Here is a 19,335-nt window from a genome sequence, read left to right as displayed (position 1 = left end):
ACCATGGCGGTAATTAGAGTGACCCGCTAAGCAGATCGTGAAATAGCCGTGATTGCTTCTGCCGGAGCATCAAACCAGACCTGCACGTGGTTGACATGCGACAGCTGTTCCTTCTGCCACGGCCACTTTGGCGCTGGCACGAGCAGCGGCGATGCAAGCTCGATGTGAACGTTGCTCCCGTCGCCGTTTCCTAAAATCAATGTGTCTTCATCAATTGCATATCTCTCATGGGAGTAACCCCGCGACTGTACGATGTTCGCGATTTCTCCCGCGGCAATGCTCACCACTTCCTTACCTGCATGCCGCAGCACCAAGGTCCCATCAACGAAATGTGGATAGGTGTAGGCGGCGCCAAAGACTCCCCACAGCAAGATGAGCGAATAGAGGGAAACAACGAGGATTAGCGCGCGCAGCCATGCCCACGGCACCAGAAGCTCGATCGCAATGCATTCAATCCCAGTCGCTCCCGTAACCGCAGCCGGAATTAACCACCATCCGCGATAGGAGTCGAGCACTTCGCCCGAATACCGCCGCTGCCGTAGTAGTACGAGTACACATGTCTTCAGCATACGGAGCTCGGCCCTCACTGCTTGTACCGGCGCAATATTCTTGTCGCGGTTAATGAAAAGAAAAGCGGCAGCCAGAAGAAGTTCTAGAGCGATGAGTCCCGTAACGATCACGGTTCCACTTCCGCCGCCGACAATGACGACATAGAGTTCTGTCGCCAGGACGGCACCAATGAGGACCGTGAAAACCCGCGATCCAGCTTTCATCGCCGTACCAATTCCAGGGCCACCAATTGGCCTTTACGGGCTGATATGTCGCGCGGCTGGAGCTCCAAATATCCGGGCCTTAACGTTGCGAAAATTCCGTTCATGACGCCTTCGTTATAGGACTTGAACCACTGTTCGGCGAGTTCATCACACTCCGGACCAGGTTCGGTCTCACCGAGCTGTTTCCACCGTTGATGCTGCGCACGAATCCTTGAGACACATTGAGGCGAACTCAGATTTGTCTCAAGCACGTGCCACGTTTGAGCCGTAGCAACTCCCGAATAGGCCATGAGTTGCCATGCATCAACTTCTTGCGCAATCTCGACTTCCGACAGCCCACTTTCGGCGAGAACTTCTTTCAAAAGAACCATCAATCCGTGGGGAGCCGGTCCCGGCGGACTATCCCTGAGCCGAATGAGTCGCGCACGTTGTTCTTCCAGATTTGCGACTCGTCGCTCTATTTCTGCGAGCGCCGCATCGTACAACGTATCTTCGGGCTCCCCGGTCAGGGATTTGAGCGGAATCCCTGCCACGGCCAGCTGCCGAACCTTCATTAACACAGCAAGGTCTGCGAGCGAATAGTCGCGATATCCGTTTGCTTTACGTTCCGGCTCCGGAACTACGCCCCGTTGGTGATAGTGGCGAATTGTGCGCACGCTGCAGCCCAACGCTCGAGCGACTTCAGAGATCCTCATAAGGTTTTTATAAACTATGACGCCGCGTCAAGGTCAAGAGATTTCAAGAATGAGCGATGCAAACGTCCCCGAACTTCCGTGGCTTAGTCGAATTCTTAGACGAGGTTGTCCTCCCTCTCATGCGGGCACCCGAGAAAAATTAAATCTGCGATTTCTTTTGTGCGGTCCGTGAAATAGAGCAAAATGGGTGCCATGAATATTCTGTCGATCCAGTCTCACGTCACCTTCGGCCACGTTGGCAACTCCGCCGCAGTCTTCCCGCTCCAGCGCGCGGGCCACGAGGTATGGCCGGTGCACACGGTGAACTTTTCCAACCACACCGGCTACGGCGATTGGGGCGGACCGATGCTTCCGGCATCGGATGTCACCAGCATTATTGACGGCATCGAAAAGCGCGGCGCCTTTGAGAAGATCGACGCAATCCTCTCTGGCTACCAGGGCGGGCCAGACATCGCCGGCGCAATTATCGACGCCGTCAACCGCATCAAGGCCGTCAACCCCAAGGCTTTGTACGCGTGCGACCCAGTCATGGGCAACGCGAAGTCTGGCTGCTTTGTCTCGGACGAAATCCCGCCGCTGCTGCGCGATAAGGTCGTGCCGGTGGCTGACATCATCACCCCGAACCAGTTTGAGCTGGGCTACCTGACTGGCCACGAGGTTGGCACGCTGGAGCAGACCCTCGAGGCAGTGAAGGCTGCGCAGGAAATCGGCCCGAAGACCGTGCTGGTCACCTCGGTAAAGCGCCCGGAGACCCCTGAGGACACCATTGAGATGCTCGCTGTGGACGGTGACCGCGCCTACATCGTTGCCACCCCGCACCTGCCATTCAAGCGCAACGGCTCCGGCGACGTGACTGCCGCGCTGTTTACCGGCCACTACGTCGAAACCCACGATGCGAAGCTCGCGCTCAAGCGCACCGCGTCTTCGGTGTACGACTTGCTGCACAACACTTATGAGGCAGACTCGCAGGAGCTGCAGCTTATTGAGTCCCAGGACGTGTTTGCGAATCCGCAGCTGCAGTTCCAGGTCGAGGAGCTCTAGCGCACCCGTCCCACGCCTTTTGGCAAATACCCAGACCTGGAAATGCAGCTTTCTGGTGGATTGCGGGGCGTCGGCAAGCACGCCGAAAAGCGAACAGGAGGTCTGGGTGCCCAGCCCTGGGAATTTGACCATCCTGGCCGCACTTGCCGCGCACCAGCACCCACCACCGGTTAAAAGTAAGGCATGGACAACGCATTACTTTTTGACACAATCGACGCCCGCCTTATTGACCTTCGCCAACTATCCAACGAAGACCCGCGCTGGCTGCAGCTGCATCACGGCAAAATCGTGCGCGCGGCCTGGTGCTTTGCGCTGCCGAAGCAATTCTGGAACCGGCTCAAACCCTGGGAACGCGACATAGCGCGGGTGTATATCCACGCACGGACCGTGCATAAAGCCGTGCTGATCGGAAAGCCCGCCGCTCTGATACACGGCATTCCCACCATTAGCCGCCCCACCGAATACCCAGCAGTGCTGCCTTCGGGCTCGGTGCCGCAGAAATCCAAGGGGCATTTCTTCGCTTATAAAGCCGCCCGCCTGCACAGGCAAACCACCACGGTCCACGGCATTAAGCTCACCTCGCTGGAGCGTACCGCGATTGACATGGCCCGCCTGCATGGCTTCGAAGAGGGGCTGGTCGCCGCGGATTATGTGCGTGCACAGGTGGGCCGCCGTCGCATGCAGGATACGTTGGGCGCGCTGGGCCGCGTCAAGGGCGTGGCGACGGCACGCGCCGTGGTGGCCGCGACCGTGGTTGATTCTGAGTCGCCGTGGGAGTCCTACGCCCGCGCGTTGTTGCTGCGTGCGGGCATAAACGTGCGCACGCAGTACAGAGTGGGCAAGTACCGCGCTGATTTGGCAATTGACGGCTGGTTGCTCATTGAAATCGACGGCGATGTCAAATACCAAGACAGGCCTGTGGAGGCGATTCGCGCGGAGCACCGCCGCCAGAAGGAGCTGCTCAACATGGGTTATGTGGTCCTGCGCTTTAGCCCGGAGGAGTTGCGCGCCCGGCCAGAGGAGTTCGTGGCGACGGTGCGCCGGATGTTGGCGATGGGCCCGAGGCGCGCGGCATAGATACCCAGCTCTGGAAACCCAGAGGTCCTGTTCGCGTTTCGCCACGCGTGCCGACGCCGCGCATTCCACCAGAAAGTTGTGTTTCCAGCCCTGGGTATTTGCGAGACGAGAACGCCGGTGAAGAGGCCCACGGGCAGCCACAAACGCGTATGTACTACTGTGACGCGGCTGGGCTATGATGACTAGCAATGAGTACCGATTTTGACGCCGCCTTTGAGAACCTTCCCACCGATGGGGAGGCGCTGGACTATACAGAATTCACCGACACGCCACAGGGCTTTCGCTCTGGCTTCGTGTCCTTCGTAGGCCGCCCAAACACGGGCAAGTCGACTCTCACCAACGCGCTGGTGGGGCAGAAGATCGCTATCACCGCGAACCAGCCCGAGACCACCCGACACCCCATCCGTGGCTTGGTACACCGCGATGATGCGCAAGTCATTGTCGTCGATACGCCGGGCCTGCACCGCCCGCGCACGCTGCTGGGCGAGCGTCTCAACGAGGTGGTCAAGGATACTTACGCCGACGTCGATGTCATCGGCCTGACCATCCCGGCCGATGAAAAGATTGGCCCGGGTGACCGCTGGATTCTGGAAAACGTCCGCAAGGTAGCGCCGAAGACCCCAATCATCGGCATCGTGACCAAGCTGGATAAGGCCAGCAAGGATCAGGTCGGCGCGCAGCTTTTGGCGCTGCACCAGCTGCTCAGCGAGGAGAACCCCGACGCCGTGGTCATCCCGGTTTCGGCCACCCAGCGCGTACAACTGGATGAGCTGACCCAGGTGATCATCGATCACCTGCCAGAAGGCCCGAAGTTCTACCCTGATGATCACATCACCGACGAAGAGCAGGAAAAGCGCATCGCCGAGCTCATCCGCGAGGCCGCACTGTCTGGTTTGAAAGACGAGCTGCCGCACAGCGTGGCCGTCGAGGTCGATGAGATGCTGCCCGATGAGACTCGCCCCGACGTCATGAACGTCCACGCGGTGCTTTACTTGGAGCGCCCAGGTCAAAAGCGCATCATCGAGGGCAAGGACGGCCGCCGCTTTACCCGCATCGTGGGCACCGCCCGCAAGGAGATCATCCAGTTGCTGGGCCAGAACGTCTACCTTGACCTGCGCATCAAGGTGCTCAAGAACTGGCAGTCTGACCCAAAGATGCTGGGCCGTCTCGGCTTCTAAAACCCAAGGCTTAAAAACCTAAGTATGCCGAGGGAGAATTTTCGCGACCGCGCCTTGGTCATCCGCAGCTATGACTTCGGCGAGGCTGACCGCGTCATCGTGCTGCTTACCCGCAGCCATGGCTTGGTGCGCGCGGTTGCCAAGGGCGTACGCAGGGCGAAGTCGCGTTTTGGTTCGCGCCTCCAGCCCTTTGTAAACTTGGATGTGCAGCTGTATCCCGGCCGGAATCTATACACGATTTCGCAGGCCGACACCGTGGACTTTTTTGGCGCCGCCATCATCGGAGATTATGAGCGCTATACCGCCGCCTGCGCCGCACTTGAATCCGCCGAACGCCTGGCCTTCGCAGATTCTGACCAAGACCCATACCTCTATAACGCCTTGGTCGCTACGTTGCAGCGCCTGCAGCACGACGATCCGCTCCTGACGCTGGACCAATTCCTACTTCAGGCAATGGCGCACGCCGGCTGGGCGCCGGGGCTTTTCGATTGCGCGCAGTGCCAGAAGCCCGGCCCGCATCATGCTTTCCACCCGGCCGTTGGCGGCGCGACGTGCCACGAGTGCCGCCCGCCAGGCGCCGCCGAGGTGGACCCGGAGACGTTGCATCACATGTGGTTGCTTGCGCATGGACACCCCACGAGCCCTACCTATGAGCAGCGCGGGGAGGCCCATCAACTCATCCGCGCGCACCTGCAGTGGCATTTGGAACGCAAGGTTACCGCGTTGGGGGTCATGGACCAGTAAGATAAGGCGCGTGATTACGCCAGATCCGAACCGAGTTTTAAACCCGCCCGCCATCCCGGAGGAGTTCCTGCCCAAGCACATCGCGCTGGTCATGGACGGCAATGGCCGCTGGGCCGAGGAGCGCGGCATGAAGCGCACTGAGGGGCATCGTCGCGGGGAGGCTGTGCTTCTCGACGTCGTCGATGCCTGCCTTTCCATGAACATCCCGTACCTTTCGGCCTACGCCTTCTCCACGGAAAATTGGCGCCGCAGCCCCGAAGAAGTGCGCTTTTTGATGGCGTTTAACCGCGATGTGCTGCGTCGCCAGCGCGAGTGGCTTAACGAAAAGGGCGTGCGTGTGGTCTGGGTGGGCCGCCGCCCACGCCTGTGGCGCTCCGTCATCAAGGAGCTCGAGACCGCGCAGGAGCTAACCAAGGACAACACGCGCATGACGCTGGCGATGTGCGTGAACTACGGTGGGCGCGCCGAGCTTGTCGACGGCGTGCGCAAACTCGCCGAGCAGGTGGCCAAGGGTGAGTTGAAGCCGAGCGCGATTAACGAGGCATCGTTAAGCGCGGCGCTCTATGACCCCACCATGCCGGATGTGGATCTATTCCTGCGCCCGTCGGGGGAGAAGCGCACGTCGAACTTCCTACTGTGGCAGTCGGCGTACGCAGAGATGATCTACCAAGACAAGCTCTTCCCGGATTTCACTCCGGAGGACTTGTACGCCGCGGTAGAAGAATACGCGCGGCGGGATCGTCGTTTCGGCGGTACGAAATAGCTAAAGCCATTTGTTGCGTGGTGCTGCCTAGCTTGCGCGGCAGTCGGAGCAGATGCCGAAGATTTCGGCATCGTGGCCGGTTAGCTCAAAGTCGTGCTCGGCAGCCACGTTGGATGCCCACTGCTCGATGGGGCCGCCGTCGATTTCCTCGGTGCGGCCGCACTTGGTGCATACCAAGTGATGGTGGTGGTTAGCGGATTCGCAGTGGCGGTAGAGCGTTTCGCCCGAAGGCATGTGAAGCGCGTCCACTGCATCAATGTCGGAGAGGGATTGCAGGGTGCGGTAGACTGTGGTCAGGCCTACTTTGTGCTCGCGGTCTTGCAACGCCCGGTGAATGTCTTTTGCCGAGGCGAACTTATCTAGTTCACGCAGAACCTCGACGACAGCGGTGCGCTGCTTGGTGTTGCGAGCCCCAAGCTTAGGGATGCTTTCATGGAGAGCCATGCCCGATAGTTTATCAATTAGTTTCCAATAAAGTTAACGGTTAAACAGTGCTGCAGCTTGCTCCAACAAGGAAAGCACCTCGGGGGAAGCCAGCGAGTAGCGCACTTCGCGGCCTGAACGCTTGGAATCGACGATTCCGGCATCTTTTAGTACGCGCAGGTGTTGGCTGATTAGCGGCTGGGATTTGTCGGTTGCGGCCACCAGTTCGTGAACGTAGTGATCGTGGCGGTTAAGGGCCAATACCAGGGTGATGCGCAGGGGTGAATCTAAAGCGCCAATGACGCGGGTAGCGGCGTCGATGTCGAGTGTGTGAAGCGCCGTGGAGGGCTGCGTCATGCAGATCACCTTCAATCCAATTTCTGTTAATCGCTTGAAACAGTACGATACCCCACATTTTGCACAGTGTTGTATAAAATACAAAATTAATTTTCACCCCTCCGCCCACGCAGGGAAGGAGGCAGGATAGACTAGGAACATTGTTCACGACTGTCCCTTAACAGAGGAGTCTTTTTAACCATGGCAAGCGTCATCGATACCGTTGTAAGCCTGTGCAAGCGCCGCGGATTGGTCTACCAGGCAGGTGAGATCTATGGCGGTTCGCGCTCTGCGTGGGACTACGGCCCCCTCGGTGTGGAACTAAAGGAAAACATCAAGCGTCAGTGGTGGCGCCACATGGTGCAGTCCCGCGAGGACGTCGTGGGTGTTGATACCTCCGTCATTCAGCCGCGTCAGGTCTGGGTTTCCTCCGGCCACGTCGAGGTCTTCACCGATCCACTGGTGGAGTCCCGCCACACCGGTAAGCGTTACCGTGCTGACCACCTGCTCGAGGCATACGAGGAAAAGCACGGCCACGAGCCTGCAAACGGCCTGGCAGACATCAACGATCCTGAGACCGGCCAGCCGGGTGACTGGACCGAGCCGAAGGCATTTTCCGGTCTGCTCAAGACCTTCCTGGGACCGGTCGATGATGAGCAGGGCCTGCACTACCTGCGTCCGGAGACCGCACAGGGCATCTTCGTTAACTTCAAGAACGTGATGACTTCCGCTCGCATGAAGCCGCCTTTCGGCATCGCGAACATTGGTAAGTCCTTCCGTAACGAGATCACCCCGGGCAACTTCATTTTCCGCACCCGCGAGTTCGAGCAGATGGAGATGGAGTTCTTCGTCAAGCCGGGCGAGGACGAGCAGTGGCACCAGTACTGGATTGATGACCGCTACAACTGGTACGTGGACCTGGGCATCAAGGAAGAGAATCTGCGCCTGTACGAGCACCCGAAGGAGAAGCTGTCCCACTACTCCAAGCGCACTGTCGATGTCGAGTATGCATTCGGCTTCACCGGCTCCAAGTGGGGCGAGCTCGAGGGCGTTGCTAACCGCACCGACTATGACCTTTCGGTTCACGCGAAGGGCTCCGGTGAGGATCTGTCCTACTACGACCAGACCACCGAGGAGCGCTGGGTTCCTTACGTCATCGAGCCGGCAGCCGGCCTGGGCCGTTCCATGATGGCCTTCTTGGTCGATGCTTATGACGAGGAAGAGGTGCCAAACGCCAAGGGCGGCACCGATAAGCGTGTGGTCCTGCGCCTGGACCGCCGCCTTTCCCCGGTCAAGGTCGCGGTTCTGCCGTTGTCCAAGAAGGAAGAGCTGTCCACCCCAGCCCGCGAGCTGGCTGCCAAGCTGCGCCAGCACTGGAACGTTGACTTCGATCTGTCCGGTGCCATCGGCCGCCGCTACCGCCGCCAGGATGAAATCGGCACGCCTTTCTGTGTGACCTACGATTTCGATTCCCTGGAAGACGGCGCAGTTACCGTCCGCGAGCGCGACACCATGGAGCAAGAGCGCGTCAAGATCGACGAGCTCGAGGCATACCTGGCCGCCCGCCTCATCGGCTGCTAAAGGCCAAGTAAAGAAGAAAGTAGCGATGCAATACACCAGCTGGGACCGCACTGACAGCCAAAAGCCTGTCCTGCTGAAGGAGGATGGGCCCCTGGCCTTCGGCGTCTTTTCTGCAGATCAGGCAGAAATTGACGGCGAGGTTTGGCAGCTTGCGGCGGACCCGAAAGAAGGCGCCACGGCCCGCGTGGATGGCCGCGTCTATACGCTGCAGGGCCCGCTGGGCCGCGCCAAGCGCCTAGATGCGGATGCCGCTGGCCGCGCGTTTTCCTTCATCAATGAAAACGGCGGCGACTGGATCGTGGAAGACGCCGCCGGCTACAAGGTAGCGCAGTTTTCGACCAAGAATTCCGGCGTGCGCAAGGCCATATTGGAGTTTGACGCGGAGCCCGAGGCGGCCGCGCTAAACGACGCCGAGATCATCGCCTTGAGCTGGTTTACCCGTCTCATTCTGGAGGCCAAGACCCGCGGCATGGCGGTGCCCGTCATTGCCACGCTGGGGCTTGCCTCCTTGGTGGCGCTGCTTTCCCTTTTTGTGTTCTAGGCATTAAACGATACTCGTGAGTACAGAACACCGGCATTGGACGTGGGCCGAAGATTGCCTGCGTGATGAAGAGGGCACCGTATGGGCCACGGTGCGCGCTGACGTGCTGAACGTCAATGAATCCCAGCTGGCTGCGGCGCAGGAGCGCATTTTGCTGGAGCACTCCATCGACAGCGGCAGTCGCCATTTCTGGGTGCGCGGCACGGCCACCACGGGTGAGACTCTGCACGTGGGGCAGCAGGGCGTATCAATCAGCCATATGCAGGCCAAGTGCATGGGCCGTGAGTACACGCTGGATAGGCCTAATCCTTTCCGCAGGGAGCGCCGCATTTATGACGCTTCCGGAAACGAGATTATCCGCACGCGCCCCACTTTCAAGGGTGTGCTGGAGATTACGGATATGCGGCCGCAGCAGGTGCCGGACGTCGACGCCGCGTTTTTAACCTATTGCTGCGCGCTTGTCGACGCCCCGAAGCGCCGGCGGATCTAAGCGCCGGCGGATCTAAGCGCCGGCGGATCTAGAAGGAACCGCCGCGGAAGCCACCGCCCCCGCCGCCGGAGTTTCCGCCGAAACCACCGCCAAAGCCGCCCCCGAAGCCACCATGGCTGTGGCCGCCGCCGAGCATCTGGCCGATGACCATGCCGGTGATGATGTCTCCCGCGGTGGAGCCGGCGGACTGAACCTGTTGGCGGCGCTGATAAGAGTTGATGTCCTGCTGCGCGGTGCGCGCCGCATTTTGTGCGGCGTTAGCGGCCTGGCGGGAAGCATCGATGGCGCTGCGCAGATCGGAGTTTTTGAGCTGCATGGCTTGGGCGCTAAGCCGCTTGGCGTCGGCAAGCTGGGTGCGGGCGGTGGCACCCACCACGCGGCCGCGGGTGGAGATGACGTCCTCGGCGGCCTGGATGGCGGCCTGCGCGGAGTGCATCTGCTGGTCGTATAGGTCGAGCTGGCGGGCACGGGTGGCGGTGGCCTCGCGCACGGCGTCGAGACGCTCGTCGAGCTCCGAGTCGATGGTGGTTAGCGCGGTGTAGTGGCCGAGTGGGTCGTTGGCCTGGCCGGCCTCTGCCTCGGTAACGGCCGCCTCGGCGCGGGTGGCTACGTCTGCAAGTGCCTGCCAGTCGGCCTCGGTGCCAAGCTTCTTGCCTTGATTTTCCAGTCGGCGGGCTTCGTCCGCCTCGCCGCGGACTTCAGCGATGAGCGCGGCGAGATTTGTCTTGGCGGCCGCGAGGTTGGACTCGGCGTGCTCGACGCCGGAAAGCAGGCGGTCTGCCACCTCGATGGCGTGCTCGGCCTCGCGGATGAGGGCCACCAGGCCGCCTTGCTGGCCGGCAGGTGCCGCGGCGAGTTCACGGCCACGGTCGAGCTGCTTTTCCGCCTCGCCCACGGAGACTTCTGCCATGTGCGGGTTATCGGCGATGGAGTCCAGCGCGCCCGGGTGGTCTTGCTGCAGTTGTGCCAGAATCTGCTGGGCCTGCGGGATGCGGGCGCGCACGTCCACGCTGCGGCGCGTGAGTTCATCCAGTTTGGAATCGGCGTTGATCAGCAGATCGCGCATTGCGGCGAAATCCGCGGCTTGGGCATCCAAGGCATCATCGGCCTGGCCACACGAGGAGACGATCTCGATGAGCATCTGGCGGCGCTCGGCCTCGGATTCTGGCGCGGCGTCGTTAAGCCGGCGCTGCATAGCAAAGGCCTTCTGCAAGGTGGAGGTGGAGTGGTTCATCGCGCGGGTAAAAGGACGCGTGCGCTCGGGGCCGAACTCGGCGGTGGCGATGTCGAGCTCCTCCTTGCCGCGGCGAATGGACTCATCGGTAGAGACCAGCTCCTCGCGCGCCAAGGATTCGAGCGTTGCGGTATCAAGCTTATTCAGCGAGTTCGTATCGCCCGGCTCGATGGCGCGTGCTGACTTGAGCGTCTCCGCGGAATCTTTCTTGGTCTTGCGGCGGCCTGCCAACCATATGCCGCCGCCGGCCAGCGCCAGGGCACCGGCACCGCCGGCTAGCCAGCCGGCACCTGAACCAGAGTCAGCGGAGCTAGAACTAGAAGAACCCTTCCCACGGCCCGAGGCAGCTGCGACTAACTCCAAAGCAGAACCGCCTAAGTCATCGTCTGCCAGGCGTGCTGAAGCTGCTTCATACATGGCATTCAGCCGGCTCTTTGGCCAGGCCCCACCCGTTTGCACGCCGACCTTGCGGTCTTCGACGGAGACAACATAAATGGCGGAGTTCGGGCCCTTGGAGGAGACGAATTGCTGCGCGAAGTCTTCCGCGGAGCCAGACAGAGTCTTTTCAAAGACCACGTAGAGTACCAGGCCCTCGTTCTTCTGCAGCGTCTTGATTTCATCTTCCATCTGGTCTTTTTCCTCAGCGGAGAGCACCCCAGAGTTGTCAGTGACCTTAGAAGTAATGCTGGAGGGGGCAGCCTGCGCTAGCACCGCCGGCGCGTTGCTGTGGGGTGGTGTTGCTGCAAAAGCAGTAGGCTGCGATAGCCCTACGATGAGTGCCGCTAGGACGGCTGAACCGATACGCGCAGAAGAAGTCATGCCCACCAGAATACCGTTAGGCTAGTGCAAATGAGACGCGTTAGCTGCTGTGGGAAAGCACGGAAATCCCGGGAAAAGATTGCCCAGAAATTTAATCTGGTGGAGCCTGAAGCACAGGCAATCATCGTGCTCGGTGCGGCTCAATACGATGGCAGGCCCTCGCGCATCCTGCAGGCGCGCCTCGACGAGGCCCGCCGCATTGCGGTTGCTATACCGGGCGTGCCCATTGTTACCGTCGGCGGCAAGCTGCCCGGGGATCGCTTCACCGAGGCTGAAGTCGGCGCCAAGTATCTTAGTGGCCACGCCACTGTGTTGCCTGTGCCGGAGGGCAACGACACCGTGGAATCCCTGCGCGCCATCCGCCGCAGGCATGGCTTCGAGCGCGTCATCATCGTGACCGACCCGCTGCATCGCTTGCGCGCCTGGCTAATCGCCCGCGACGAGGGGTTTGCGGCACGGGTGGTCGGTGCAGCCGGCTATCCCACGCCCACCTTCGCGCCGCCGTGGTGGCGCGATGTGGCCCACGAGTTGGGTGGCCTGGTGGTCTTCGGCGCGCGGAAGGTACTAGGGGAGGAGCTAGCTGAGCATCTGCGCAGCGGTCTACACCGCATCGAGGCGCTCATCCGCCCGACGCGACGCGCCCGACACGAAGAAATTCGCAATAAAACCGGGAAGTAAATCGCCTTGTCAGCGGCTATTTTTAAGTGTTTTTCCAGCTATCGCAGGAAATTTTTAGTTGATTTTGGTGGCAAAACCACTTCCTGCTCGATAGCGTGGTTAGTGAAAGCTCCCCCTATCGAAAGGAAAATCTATGTTTGACATCATCAACAACGTCTTCAACCTCGTAGCAGACACCCTGCAGGCACTGGTTAACCTGCCTTTCTCCTTCGCTGACAAGCTTTCCAGCGCTTTGTCCAGCAAGTAAACTCGGACATAGTTAGAGCTCCTGCCCAAGGTTTCCCGTAAAAAGGGAGACTGGGGCAGGAGCTTTTGCATTGCAATGGCAGCCAGACACCCCTGCCAGAATCAGAAAAGTACAAGCTTGTTGCGCCTACACTGCACTATGTGAGCTATTCCTATACCCCGCACGACGCCGCCCGCCTCTTCGACGAGAGCCCCAAGGGCTCCGTGTTTAATAGCAAGTCTGGCCCGGCTGACGCGGATCACCGCGGCGCCTTCGCCCGCGACCGCGCCCGCGTCCTGCACTCTGCTGCTTTGCGACGCCTCGCTGACAAGACGCAGGTGGTTGGCCCCCACGACGGCGATACGCCCCGCACGCGGCTGACCCACTCGCTGGAGGTGGGCCAGATTGCCCGCGGTATCGGCTCCGGGCTGGGGCTTGACCCAGACCTGTGCGACATGGCCGGCCTAACCCATGACATCGGGCACCCGCCGTATGGCCACAACGGTGAGAACGCACTCAACGAGGTAGCGGATATCTGCGGCGGCTTCGAAGGTAACGCGCAGACCCTGCGCATTTTGGCACGTCTGGAGCCGAAGGTAGTCGATGCGGAGGATAATTCTTTTGGGCTGAACCTCACGCGCGCCGCATTGGACGCGGCGTGCAAGTACCCGCGGACCAAGACCAATCCGGATGGCAGCGTGAACCGCAAGTATGGTTGTTACGACGAGGACGCCCACATCTTGGCCTGGCTGCGCGAAGGACACGAAGACTCCCGCCCCTCGATGGAGGCACAGGCGATGGATTGGTCTGATGACATCGCCTACTCGGTCCACGACGTCGAGGATGGCATCGTTTCGGGTCGTGTTTCCCTCGCTGTGCTCTGGGACTTGGTGGAGCTGGCTGCCCTCGCGGAGAAAGGTGCCAAAGCTTTCGGCGGCAGCGCGGACGAGCTTCTCGACGCCGCGGATTCCCTGCGTGCCCTGCCCGTCATCCAGCAAGTCAGCGAGTTTGATTCCTCGCTGCGCGCCTACACCACGCTGAAAAAGATGACTTCGGAGCTAGTGGGCCGCTACGTTGGTGCCACGGTGCAAGCCACCCGTGAGGCCAATGGCCCGGAGCTGGTTTTGGGGCGTCAGCAGGGTAACCTTTCCGTGCCAGCGCGTGCGGCAAATGAGGTCAAGCTTTTGAAGACCATCGCGGTGCTCTACGTGATGGATGAGCCGGTGCACTTGGCGCGTCAGGATCGCCAGCGCGAGCGCATCTACCGCGTTTTTGATTATCTTTCCGCCGGCGCACCGGGCGCCCTCGACCCGATGTTCCGACTGTGGTACAACCGCGCTGAATCGGATGCCGAGCGCCAGCGGGTCATTGTGGATCAGATCGCCTCGATGACCGAGTCCCGTTTGGAGCGGCTAGCGCGCCAGACCGCGGAGTTTTCTGGGTTTATGGGGTAATAGTGCGTGGCCGATACCTCAATCCATAATCCAATCTCTATGCAGCTTCTTAGACGGATTCAGCGTTAAGAGAGGGACTCCCCAAACCTCGTTTTGTTCCGACATTATGGGAACGCCCAGTTCGTGGAAAGCAACCCAGCGCAATGGAAAGTCATTGAATCTGTAAGCGATCCAGCTCGTCGCTGAGAGATACCAGGAATCGGGGTGGAGCGTATGGTTGGCTTTTATCTGTTCCTTGGTTTCCATGAGTTCTATGGAGTGGGAGCCAGACCGCAGCGCCATGCCGACATCGATGCCGAAAATCGAATTGTCAAGTTTCGCGCACCATTCAGGTTGCTAAATGGTGCGCGAAAGTCCCGCAGCTGAAGACTTTTTCTTGTCCTTACACGGAGAGATTGTGGACGAGGCGAAGAGAAACCGCCAACGGCGTAGAACGAGGAGCTGACAAATTGACTGTCATGCTCATCGTTACAGTTACCAGCTGGAATGTCTCCGTGGCGCTGGGCACCCTGACTCTGGAGGAGACACCTTAAATCCAAGCTCTTGAAGGGCCTTCATCGCCACTGCAGGGTTATCTCGAACGGCAGCTTGTAGCTGAATATCAAACCATGAATTGCGCGAAAGTTTCAGAGCCTTCTCCCAACCTTCATTTCTCTGAAAGCCGCACTCTTCAATCGTGAAATACAAGAAGTCTTCGAGTGAAGGCCGAAACCGATGACCGCCGACAGGAATGTGGAGAGCCTTCAGATTTCCGTCTTTGCGAGGGTCATTTTTCTTTGTCTTGCCGTTTTTCATTAGCGCAGGGCTCAACAAGCCGCCGATCCCAGAAAAATGGATATGTGCTGCTGGTGCGCGCTCTTTCTCACGTTCGTATTCAAATTTAATTGCAGATTGAGTGTGAACACGAATCTCGAATGCGCTGTTCCTGACGGTTAAGAACTTCGAATCGCGATCCTGCGTGAGTTTGTATTCCACAACTAGGGCATAAAGATCGCTGCGTTCTGATTCGACTCGCTTTTCTGCTGAGGTTGTTTTCCGTCCGTAGTAGAGCGGTGCTAATACCGACAAAACGAAGATGCCGTTGCTTTCATTGAGTATGAAATCGGCATCTAAATCGTTGTCTGAAACAGGTAGTGCAGCTTTGATCGTTGAATGTACTTCGTCCGCGAAATCTCGTGCTGCGTCCTCCCCGAAGATTCTCGGGTGTGGGTATTCACTCATCGAGGTCGAGCATCATTTCGACACGGCGAAGCTCATCATAAAGCTCACGCTCTTCAAGAGTGAGACATCCCATGGAGGCTAGGTCTCGCAGATCGCGTCGAGTGATTGGTTGTCCCTCTATAGAAGAGTACTTATCCACGAGCTGATGAGTGAGCATTTTTCTACGAGTTTGCAATTCTGAATTGTTTGTTCGACTGATGGTCAATGACATGGTGTACCTCCTCTAATTTGATTATCTCGCAATCTACATGTGGGGGTAGACATTGTGAGTTGATGAATTCGAACAAATCTAAGTCCATTCGAAAATCCGAGCTGCGATTCCAGATAAAACTACATTTTAACCGCGTATTCTGGGCCATCGCATTTTCTTTTTATTTGCAGAAATGAGACGTAGACACGGCACCCCTGTTGACTGAAGAGTGAGGTTAGAGTTTTGGTTGGAAGTCTTACTACTTACTGCGCTTTGACTGGTATGGGCAGGTGAACTTGGAGCTCCCAGTGCAAGAAGATCAGCGGAAGAGACGAACGCCGTTGTCCCCAAGCACCTCGAGAACCGCCGCGGTGTCAGTGGTGGACAGCTTCCATGCTGAGGACACGATGGTTTCCACTTTGTGCTCGCGCAGGAAGTCCGCCAAGTCGTCGAGGTTGTGCGGGGCAGTGCAGGTATTGCAGCCACGGATGGTGCCGAGCGCGGAATACAGATCTGCGCGGCTTTCAAGCGGCTGAGTGATTAGAACTTTGGAGAGATTATTCAGCATCGGGGATCTCGCAGAAGGATTCGTAGTGATCGTCGGTGTAGTACCAGACATCGGGGTCGGTTTCGCTGCCGCCGCCGGTGACGATGCGCTTGGCGCCGCGGTGGTTTAGGCCGGGCGAATCCACGGTGTATTCGCGGTAGTAGTTCTTGGACTCTTTGGGCAGTACGCCCTCGTAGTTTCCAAAACGCTTGTTGTCATTATCCGGATGGTCGTAGGGGCCGCCCGCCAAGATATCCTCGGCCGTTTCTTCTGCTTCCTCGGGCAGGGTATCCATCGCGCACGAGGCGTAGTGCCCGGAGAAATTTGCGGCGTTGGATGATGAAGCGGAGCTTGCAGTTGAACTCGTGGACTGCGAGCTACCAGAATCACCGCCAAGGTCGATTCCGAAGTAGCCAGCGGCTGCGACTAAGAGCAAGCTGCCGAGGACGGCTAAGGGCTTCTTCTTGGAGGAGGGGGGATTGGCCATACCCCCATCTTTGCAGGGATTTTCCTGCAATGAAAATCTAGCTAGCACTGGGAAAACACTCGGACCTTCTGCATTTTCCAGGTTTGGCTTTTGCCGCTTTTTGTCTACCCCAAGGGTGGGTAAATTTCTGTTCTTTCCAGCGGCTTTTCCATCTGTAGTTGTTGGGCAACTGCATCTGCACCCCAAGGCAAGCCAGCAACCTACAAGCGGGGTAGTCTTTAGCGCATGGCACAAGGCAGAATTCCGGAGAGCGACATCCAAGCAATCCGTGAACGCGCGCCTTTGGAAGAGATCGTGGGCGAGTATGTACAGCTCAAACCTGCGGGTTATGACTCTTTGAAGGGGCTGTCGCCCTTCAAGGGAGAGAAAACGCCTTCCTTCCACGTGCGCCCGCAACGCGGTTATTATCACTGCTTTTCCACGGGCAAGGGTGGCGATGTTTTTAGCTTCCTGATGGAAATGGAGCAGGTCTCTTTCCCCGAAGCAGTCGAGGCGGTGGCTCAAAAGATTGGCTACCACATCAATTACCAAGGCGGCAGCACCGGCAATCGCAACGAAAAACCTGGCACTCGGCAGCGCCTTATCGCGGCGAACAAGGCGGCCCACCAGTTCTACCGAGAGCAGCTAGAGACCCCGCAAGCAGCCAAGGCGCGCGAGTTCCTACTCGACCGTGGCTTTGGCCGCGAGATCATCTATGACTTCGAGTGCGGTTATGCCCCGGAGGGGTGGGACACTGCCACCAAGCACCTTCTTCGCATGGGCTTTTCCTTTGAGGAGCTAGAGGCTGCCGGCATTTCCAAGATGGGCAAGCGCGGGCCTATTGACCGCTTTCATCGGCGCCTGCTGTGGCCCATCAAGGACCTTTCGGGCAACGTCATTGGCTTTGGTGCCCGCAAGCTTTTTGAGGATGACAACCTGGGCAAGTACATGAACACGCCTGAGACCATGCTCTATCACAAGTCCAAGGTGCTCTTCGGCCTGGATTTGGCCAAGCGCAACATCGCGGAAGCACACCAGGCGGTGGTGGTGGAGGGCTACACCGACGTCATGGCGATGTATGCCGCGGGCGTGAAGACCGCCGTGGCCAGCTGTGGCACCGCGTTCGGCGGCGATCACCTGCAGGTCCTGCGCAGGTTGATGCTGGATGATTCCTACTTCAACGGCGAGCTCATCTACACCTTCGACGGTGATGAGGCGGGGCAGAAAGCCGCGATGCGCGCCTTCCAGGGCGAGCAATCTTTTACTGGTCAGTCCTTCGTTTCCGTGGCCCCTGAGGGCATGGACCCTTGCGATCTGCGCCTGGCCAAGGGCGACGCCGCGGTGCGTGAGCTCATCGCGGACCGCATCCCGATGTTCGAGTTCGTCATCCAGTCGGTGCTTAGCGAATACCGCATCGATACCGCAGAGGGGCGTCTGCAAGCATTGCGTCGTGCGGTGCCCGTGGTGGCACAGATTCGCGACGCCCCGCTGCAGCGTGAGTACGCCCGCCGCCTAGCTGGCTGGGTGGGTTGGCCCAACCCGGAGGAAGTCCTGCAGCAGGTCCAGCAGGAGGCTCGCCGGCCTAAGAAAAAGGACAAGAAGGCACGGCTTGCCGACGCCCCGATCAAAGCCGGCACGCCCGCTCCCGCACAACAGAACACTCCGGTCTTCCACGTGCCAAGCCCCCGTGAGACCCACCTGTGGCCGCAGCGGGAGGCCCTAAAGCTGGCCTTGCAGTACCCGGGCCTTGCCGGTTCTTACTTCGACGGGATTACCGCCGATGCGTACTCGAACGAGTCTTACCGCATCATCCGCGAGGCAATCTCTACTGTCGGTGGCGTTGCTGCCGGCGCCAACCTGCCCAGCGTGGAATGGATCGCCGCTGTGGCAGGGGAGATGCTCGATCTCACTGCGCGCAACTTTGTCAGTGAGCTTGCCGTGGAACCCATCAAGGTGGGCGATGAGTCCGATCCCAAGGCTTGGGAGGTTTATGCTGACAGCGTGCTTTCCCGCCTCCAGGAAGCCCGCGTGGGCGACCAAGTAGCCCAAATCAAGGCCCAACTAGGTCGCATGCGCCCCTCCGACGACGAGCAAGCCTATAACTCGCTCTTCGCCGATCTCGTCGCCCTTGAGCAGGCCCGCCGCGAGCTCAATGACAGGGCATTCCGTGGGCCGCAGCCTAATTAGTCTTCGTCGGGCTCGTAGATACGGTCGTGGCCGTCTAGCTGGTTTCCTTTGATGCGGCGGCCGCGGCTTAGATCCTTTACCTCTTTCATGCGGGGTTCTGGATCGAGCTTGTTTGCCACTGCCTTGCGGGTGGCGTTTACTGCGTTCTTGGTGACGGGGGAGTTGATCGCTTTTTCGTACGCGCCCTTGATCTGGTGATAACGCTTGCGGCCGGCCTTGGTACCAAAGACATAACCTGCGGCGGCGCCTACTACGAACTGGATCATGGTTGGAGTATCTCACCCTTCAGGTAGTGATTTAACGCTAATAACCTCACCCAGCCTACCTGTATCGGTGGTGTAGTGGTGGGTACCCTCATTGATGAAATTTATTGTGACCGCTTCCCAACGCGGGTAAAGCACGATAGCTTAAAGACGTGACCGCTCGATCCTGTCTCCCGCAAGCGGCATCAGCCGCAATAGCCATCGCCGCCCTGACCACGGCTGCCATCGGTGTTGTTCCTGTCAGCTCGGATTCGAACGAAGATAAAGTAAGCAGCGTCCGGAGCTAAGCCCAACTCGGCTAAGGTCCTCACTTTGCCGCAAAAGATCATCTTTTAGCCGGAAAAATTTAACTTTCTCGCCACCTTATGCAGCTAGCGTTCTGTGCGTTCTTGTTGCTAATTCAATGGA

The 19,335-nt window shown here is 59.1% G+C and carries 21 protein-coding genes; 11 read left to right on the top strand and 10 right to left on the bottom strand.

Annotated elements, in window-relative coordinates:
• Positions 1-26: 26 nt before the first annotated feature.
• Both QKB66_RS05275 and QKB66_RS05270 read right to left on the bottom strand, forming a co-directional pair.
• A complete protein-coding gene (locus tag QKB66_RS05275) occupies positions 27-773 on the bottom strand; it encodes a hypothetical protein (RefSeq protein ID WP_414252841.1) in 747 nt (248 codons plus the stop codon).
• Complete coding sequence (locus QKB66_RS05270) at positions 770-1,468, bottom strand: MerR family transcriptional regulator (protein ID WP_414252840.1); 699 nt, start codon at positions 1,466-1,468, stop codon at positions 770-772. The genes QKB66_RS05275 and QKB66_RS05270 overlap by 4 nt, the downstream gene beginning before the upstream one ends.
• A 192-nt stretch (positions 1,469-1,660) precedes the next feature.
• On the opposite strand from QKB66_RS05270, the gene pdxY reads away from it, so the two are divergent.
• From pdxY to QKB66_RS05245, 5 genes are all read left to right on the top strand, one after another.
• Positions 1,661-2,509 (top strand): pyridoxal kinase PdxY, encoded by an 849-nt coding sequence (gene pdxY, locus QKB66_RS05265; protein WP_061923993.1) that lies wholly within the window; start codon positions 1,661-1,663, stop codon positions 2,507-2,509.
• Between the two features lie 183 nt (positions 2,510-2,692).
• Positions 2,693-3,586, top strand: coding sequence for an endonuclease domain-containing protein (locus QKB66_RS05260; protein ID WP_248093962.1), 894 nt, complete (start codon positions 2,693-2,695; stop codon positions 3,584-3,586).
• 188 nt (positions 3,587-3,774) lie between these two features.
• A complete protein-coding gene (gene era / locus QKB66_RS05255; protein ID WP_311518921.1) occupies positions 3,775-4,764 on the top strand; it encodes a GTPase Era in 990 nt (329 codons plus the stop codon).
• Between the two features lie 24 nt (positions 4,765-4,788).
• Complete coding sequence (recO, locus tag QKB66_RS05250) at positions 4,789-5,508, top strand: DNA repair protein RecO (RefSeq protein ID WP_248093960.1); 720 nt, start codon at positions 4,789-4,791, stop codon at positions 5,506-5,508.
• 10 nt (positions 5,509-5,518) lie between these two features.
• Positions 5,519-6,271, top strand: coding sequence for an isoprenyl transferase (locus QKB66_RS05245; protein WP_311518923.1), 753 nt, complete (start codon positions 5,519-5,521; stop codon positions 6,269-6,271).
• 27 nt (positions 6,272-6,298) lie between these two features.
• Here the strand turns inward: QKB66_RS05245 and QKB66_RS05240 are convergent, their stop codons facing one another.
• The gene (locus QKB66_RS05240) at positions 6,299-6,715 is read right to left on the bottom strand and encodes a Fur family transcriptional regulator (protein WP_248093958.1); all 417 of its coding nucleotides are present in this window, start codon (positions 6,713-6,715) and stop codon (positions 6,299-6,301) included.
• A gap of 33 nt (positions 6,716-6,748) precedes the next feature.
• Positions 6,749-7,051, bottom strand: coding sequence for an ArsR/SmtB family transcription factor (locus tag QKB66_RS05235; protein ID WP_062037963.1), 303 nt, complete (start codon positions 7,049-7,051; stop codon positions 6,749-6,751).
• 180 nt (positions 7,052-7,231) lie between these two features.
• On the opposite strand from QKB66_RS05235, the gene QKB66_RS05230 reads away from it, so the two are divergent.
• The 3 genes from QKB66_RS05230 to QKB66_RS05220 are packed head-to-tail and all read left to right on the top strand — an operon-like array spanning position 7,232 to position 9,642.
• Positions 7,232-8,611 carry a glycine--tRNA ligase gene (locus tag QKB66_RS05230; RefSeq protein WP_248093957.1) on the top strand — a complete coding sequence of 460 codons (1,380 nt, stop codon included), beginning with the start codon at positions 7,232-7,234 and terminating at the stop codon, positions 8,609-8,611.
• A gap of 25 nt (positions 8,612-8,636) precedes the next feature.
• Positions 8,637-9,152 carry a hypothetical protein gene (locus QKB66_RS05225; RefSeq protein ID WP_248093956.1) on the top strand — a complete coding sequence of 172 codons (516 nt, stop codon included), beginning with the start codon at positions 8,637-8,639 and terminating at the stop codon, positions 9,150-9,152.
• Between the two features lie 16 nt (positions 9,153-9,168).
• Entirely contained in the window at positions 9,169-9,642 is a 474-nt protein-coding gene (locus QKB66_RS05220) for a hypothetical protein (RefSeq protein ID WP_070433044.1), read from the top strand.
• 28 nt (positions 9,643-9,670) lie between these two features.
• Here QKB66_RS05220 and QKB66_RS05215 read toward each other — a convergent pair whose 3' ends face one another.
• On the bottom strand, positions 9,671-11,695 hold the full coding sequence (locus QKB66_RS05215; protein ID WP_414252839.1) for a TPM domain-containing protein: 2,025 nt from the start codon (positions 11,693-11,695) through the stop codon (positions 9,671-9,673).
• A gap of 99 nt (positions 11,696-11,794) precedes the next feature.
• Between QKB66_RS05215 and QKB66_RS05210 the strand changes: the two genes are divergently transcribed.
• Both QKB66_RS05210 and QKB66_RS05205 read left to right on the top strand, forming a co-directional pair.
• On the top strand, positions 11,795-12,373 hold the full coding sequence (locus QKB66_RS05210; RefSeq protein WP_414252838.1) for a YdcF family protein: 579 nt from the start codon (positions 11,795-11,797) through the stop codon (positions 12,371-12,373).
• A 387-nt stretch (positions 12,374-12,760) separates the two neighbouring features.
• The gene (locus tag QKB66_RS05205) at positions 12,761-14,053 is read left to right on the top strand and encodes a deoxyguanosinetriphosphate triphosphohydrolase (protein WP_414252837.1); all 1,293 of its coding nucleotides are present in this window, start codon (positions 12,761-12,763) and stop codon (positions 14,051-14,053) included.
• Between the two features lie 474 nt (positions 14,054-14,527).
• Here QKB66_RS05205 and QKB66_RS05200 read toward each other — a convergent pair whose 3' ends face one another.
• From QKB66_RS05200 to QKB66_RS05185, 4 genes are all read right to left on the bottom strand, one after another.
• Complete coding sequence (locus tag QKB66_RS05200) at positions 14,528-15,274, bottom strand: hypothetical protein (protein ID WP_061923954.1); 747 nt, start codon at positions 15,272-15,274, stop codon at positions 14,528-14,530.
• Positions 15,267-15,485 (bottom strand): hypothetical protein, encoded by a 219-nt coding sequence (locus QKB66_RS05195; RefSeq protein WP_070455935.1) that lies wholly within the window; start codon positions 15,483-15,485, stop codon positions 15,267-15,269. Before QKB66_RS05195 ends, QKB66_RS05200 begins: the two co-directional genes overlap by 8 nt.
• A 298-nt stretch (positions 15,486-15,783) precedes the next feature.
• The gene (locus QKB66_RS05190) at positions 15,784-16,032 is read right to left on the bottom strand and encodes a hypothetical protein (RefSeq protein WP_061923951.1); all 249 of its coding nucleotides are present in this window, start codon (positions 16,030-16,032) and stop codon (positions 15,784-15,786) included.
• Positions 16,022-16,498, bottom strand: a complete 477-nt coding sequence (locus QKB66_RS05185) for a ribonuclease domain-containing protein (RefSeq protein ID WP_062043717.1) — start codon at positions 16,496-16,498, stop codon at positions 16,022-16,024. Before QKB66_RS05185 ends, QKB66_RS05190 begins: the two co-directional genes overlap by 11 nt.
• 225 nt (positions 16,499-16,723) lie before the next feature.
• On the opposite strand from QKB66_RS05185, the gene dnaG reads away from it, so the two are divergent.
• Entirely contained in the window at positions 16,724-18,664 is a 1,941-nt protein-coding gene (gene dnaG / locus QKB66_RS05180; protein ID WP_414252836.1) for a DNA primase, read from the top strand.
• Here dnaG and QKB66_RS05175 read toward each other — a convergent pair.
• Positions 18,661-18,930 carry a hypothetical protein gene (locus QKB66_RS05175; protein ID WP_062043721.1) on the bottom strand — a complete coding sequence of 90 codons (270 nt, stop codon included), beginning with the start codon at positions 18,928-18,930 and terminating at the stop codon, positions 18,661-18,663. The genes dnaG and QKB66_RS05175 overlap by 4 nt on opposite strands.
• Between the last annotated feature and the right edge of the window lie 405 nt (positions 18,931-19,335).

It is taken from the genome of Corynebacterium sp. c25Ua_89 (assembly GCF_047459735.1).
Lineage (GTDB): Bacteria > Actinomycetota > Actinomycetes > Mycobacteriales > Mycobacteriaceae > Corynebacterium > Corynebacterium simulans.
Note: the sequence above shows the minus strand (reverse complement) of the source record. Positions and strands in the feature narration are given on the sequence as shown.

What these genes read in the sequence shown, in the direction of transcription:
- QKB66_RS05275 (WP_414252841.1), bottom strand. Translation starts at nt 773, where the DNA reads ATGAAAGCTGGATCGCGGGTTTTCACGGTCCTCATTGGTGCCGTCCTG.
- QKB66_RS05270 (WP_414252840.1), bottom strand. Translation starts at nt 1,468, where the DNA reads ATGAGGATCTCTGAAGTCGCTCGAGCGTTGGGCTGCAGCGTGCGCACA.
- pdxY (WP_061923993.1), top strand. Translation starts at nt 1,661, where the DNA reads ATGAATATTCTGTCGATCCAGTCTCACGTCACCTTCGGCCACGTTGGC.
- QKB66_RS05260 (WP_248093962.1), top strand. Translation starts at nt 2,693, where the DNA reads ATGGACAACGCATTACTTTTTGACACAATCGACGCCCGCCTTATTGAC.
- era (WP_311518921.1), top strand. Translation starts at nt 3,775, where the DNA reads ATGAGTACCGATTTTGACGCCGCCTTTGAGAACCTTCCCACCGATGGG.
- recO (WP_248093960.1), top strand. Translation starts at nt 4,789, where the DNA reads ATGCCGAGGGAGAATTTTCGCGACCGCGCCTTGGTCATCCGCAGCTAT.
- QKB66_RS05240 (WP_248093958.1), bottom strand. Translation starts at nt 6,715, where the DNA reads ATGGCTCTCCATGAAAGCATCCCTAAGCTTGGGGCTCGCAACACCAAG.
- QKB66_RS05235 (WP_062037963.1), bottom strand. Translation starts at nt 7,051, where the DNA reads ATGACGCAGCCCTCCACGGCGCTTCACACACTCGACATCGACGCCGCT.
- QKB66_RS05230 (WP_248093957.1), top strand. Translation starts at nt 7,232, where the DNA reads ATGGCAAGCGTCATCGATACCGTTGTAAGCCTGTGCAAGCGCCGCGGA.
- QKB66_RS05225 (WP_248093956.1), top strand. Translation starts at nt 8,637, where the DNA reads ATGCAATACACCAGCTGGGACCGCACTGACAGCCAAAAGCCTGTCCTG.
- QKB66_RS05215 (WP_414252839.1), bottom strand. Translation starts at nt 11,695, where the DNA reads ATGACTTCTTCTGCGCGTATCGGTTCAGCCGTCCTAGCGGCACTCATC.
- QKB66_RS05200 (WP_061923954.1), bottom strand. Translation starts at nt 15,274, where the DNA reads ATGAGTGAATACCCACACCCGAGAATCTTCGGGGAGGACGCAGCACGA.
- QKB66_RS05195 (WP_070455935.1), bottom strand. Translation starts at nt 15,485, where the DNA reads ATGTCATTGACCATCAGTCGAACAAACAATTCAGAATTGCAAACTCGT.
- QKB66_RS05190 (WP_061923951.1), bottom strand. Translation starts at nt 16,032, where the DNA reads ATGCTGAATAATCTCTCCAAAGTTCTAATCACTCAGCCGCTTGAAAGC.
- QKB66_RS05185 (WP_062043717.1), bottom strand. Translation starts at nt 16,498, where the DNA reads ATGGCCAATCCCCCCTCCTCCAAGAAGAAGCCCTTAGCCGTCCTCGGC.
- dnaG (WP_414252836.1), top strand. Translation starts at nt 16,724, where the DNA reads ATGGCACAAGGCAGAATTCCGGAGAGCGACATCCAAGCAATCCGTGAA.
- QKB66_RS05175 (WP_062043721.1), bottom strand. Translation starts at nt 18,930, where the DNA reads ATGATCCAGTTCGTAGTAGGCGCCGCCGCAGGTTATGTCTTTGGTACC.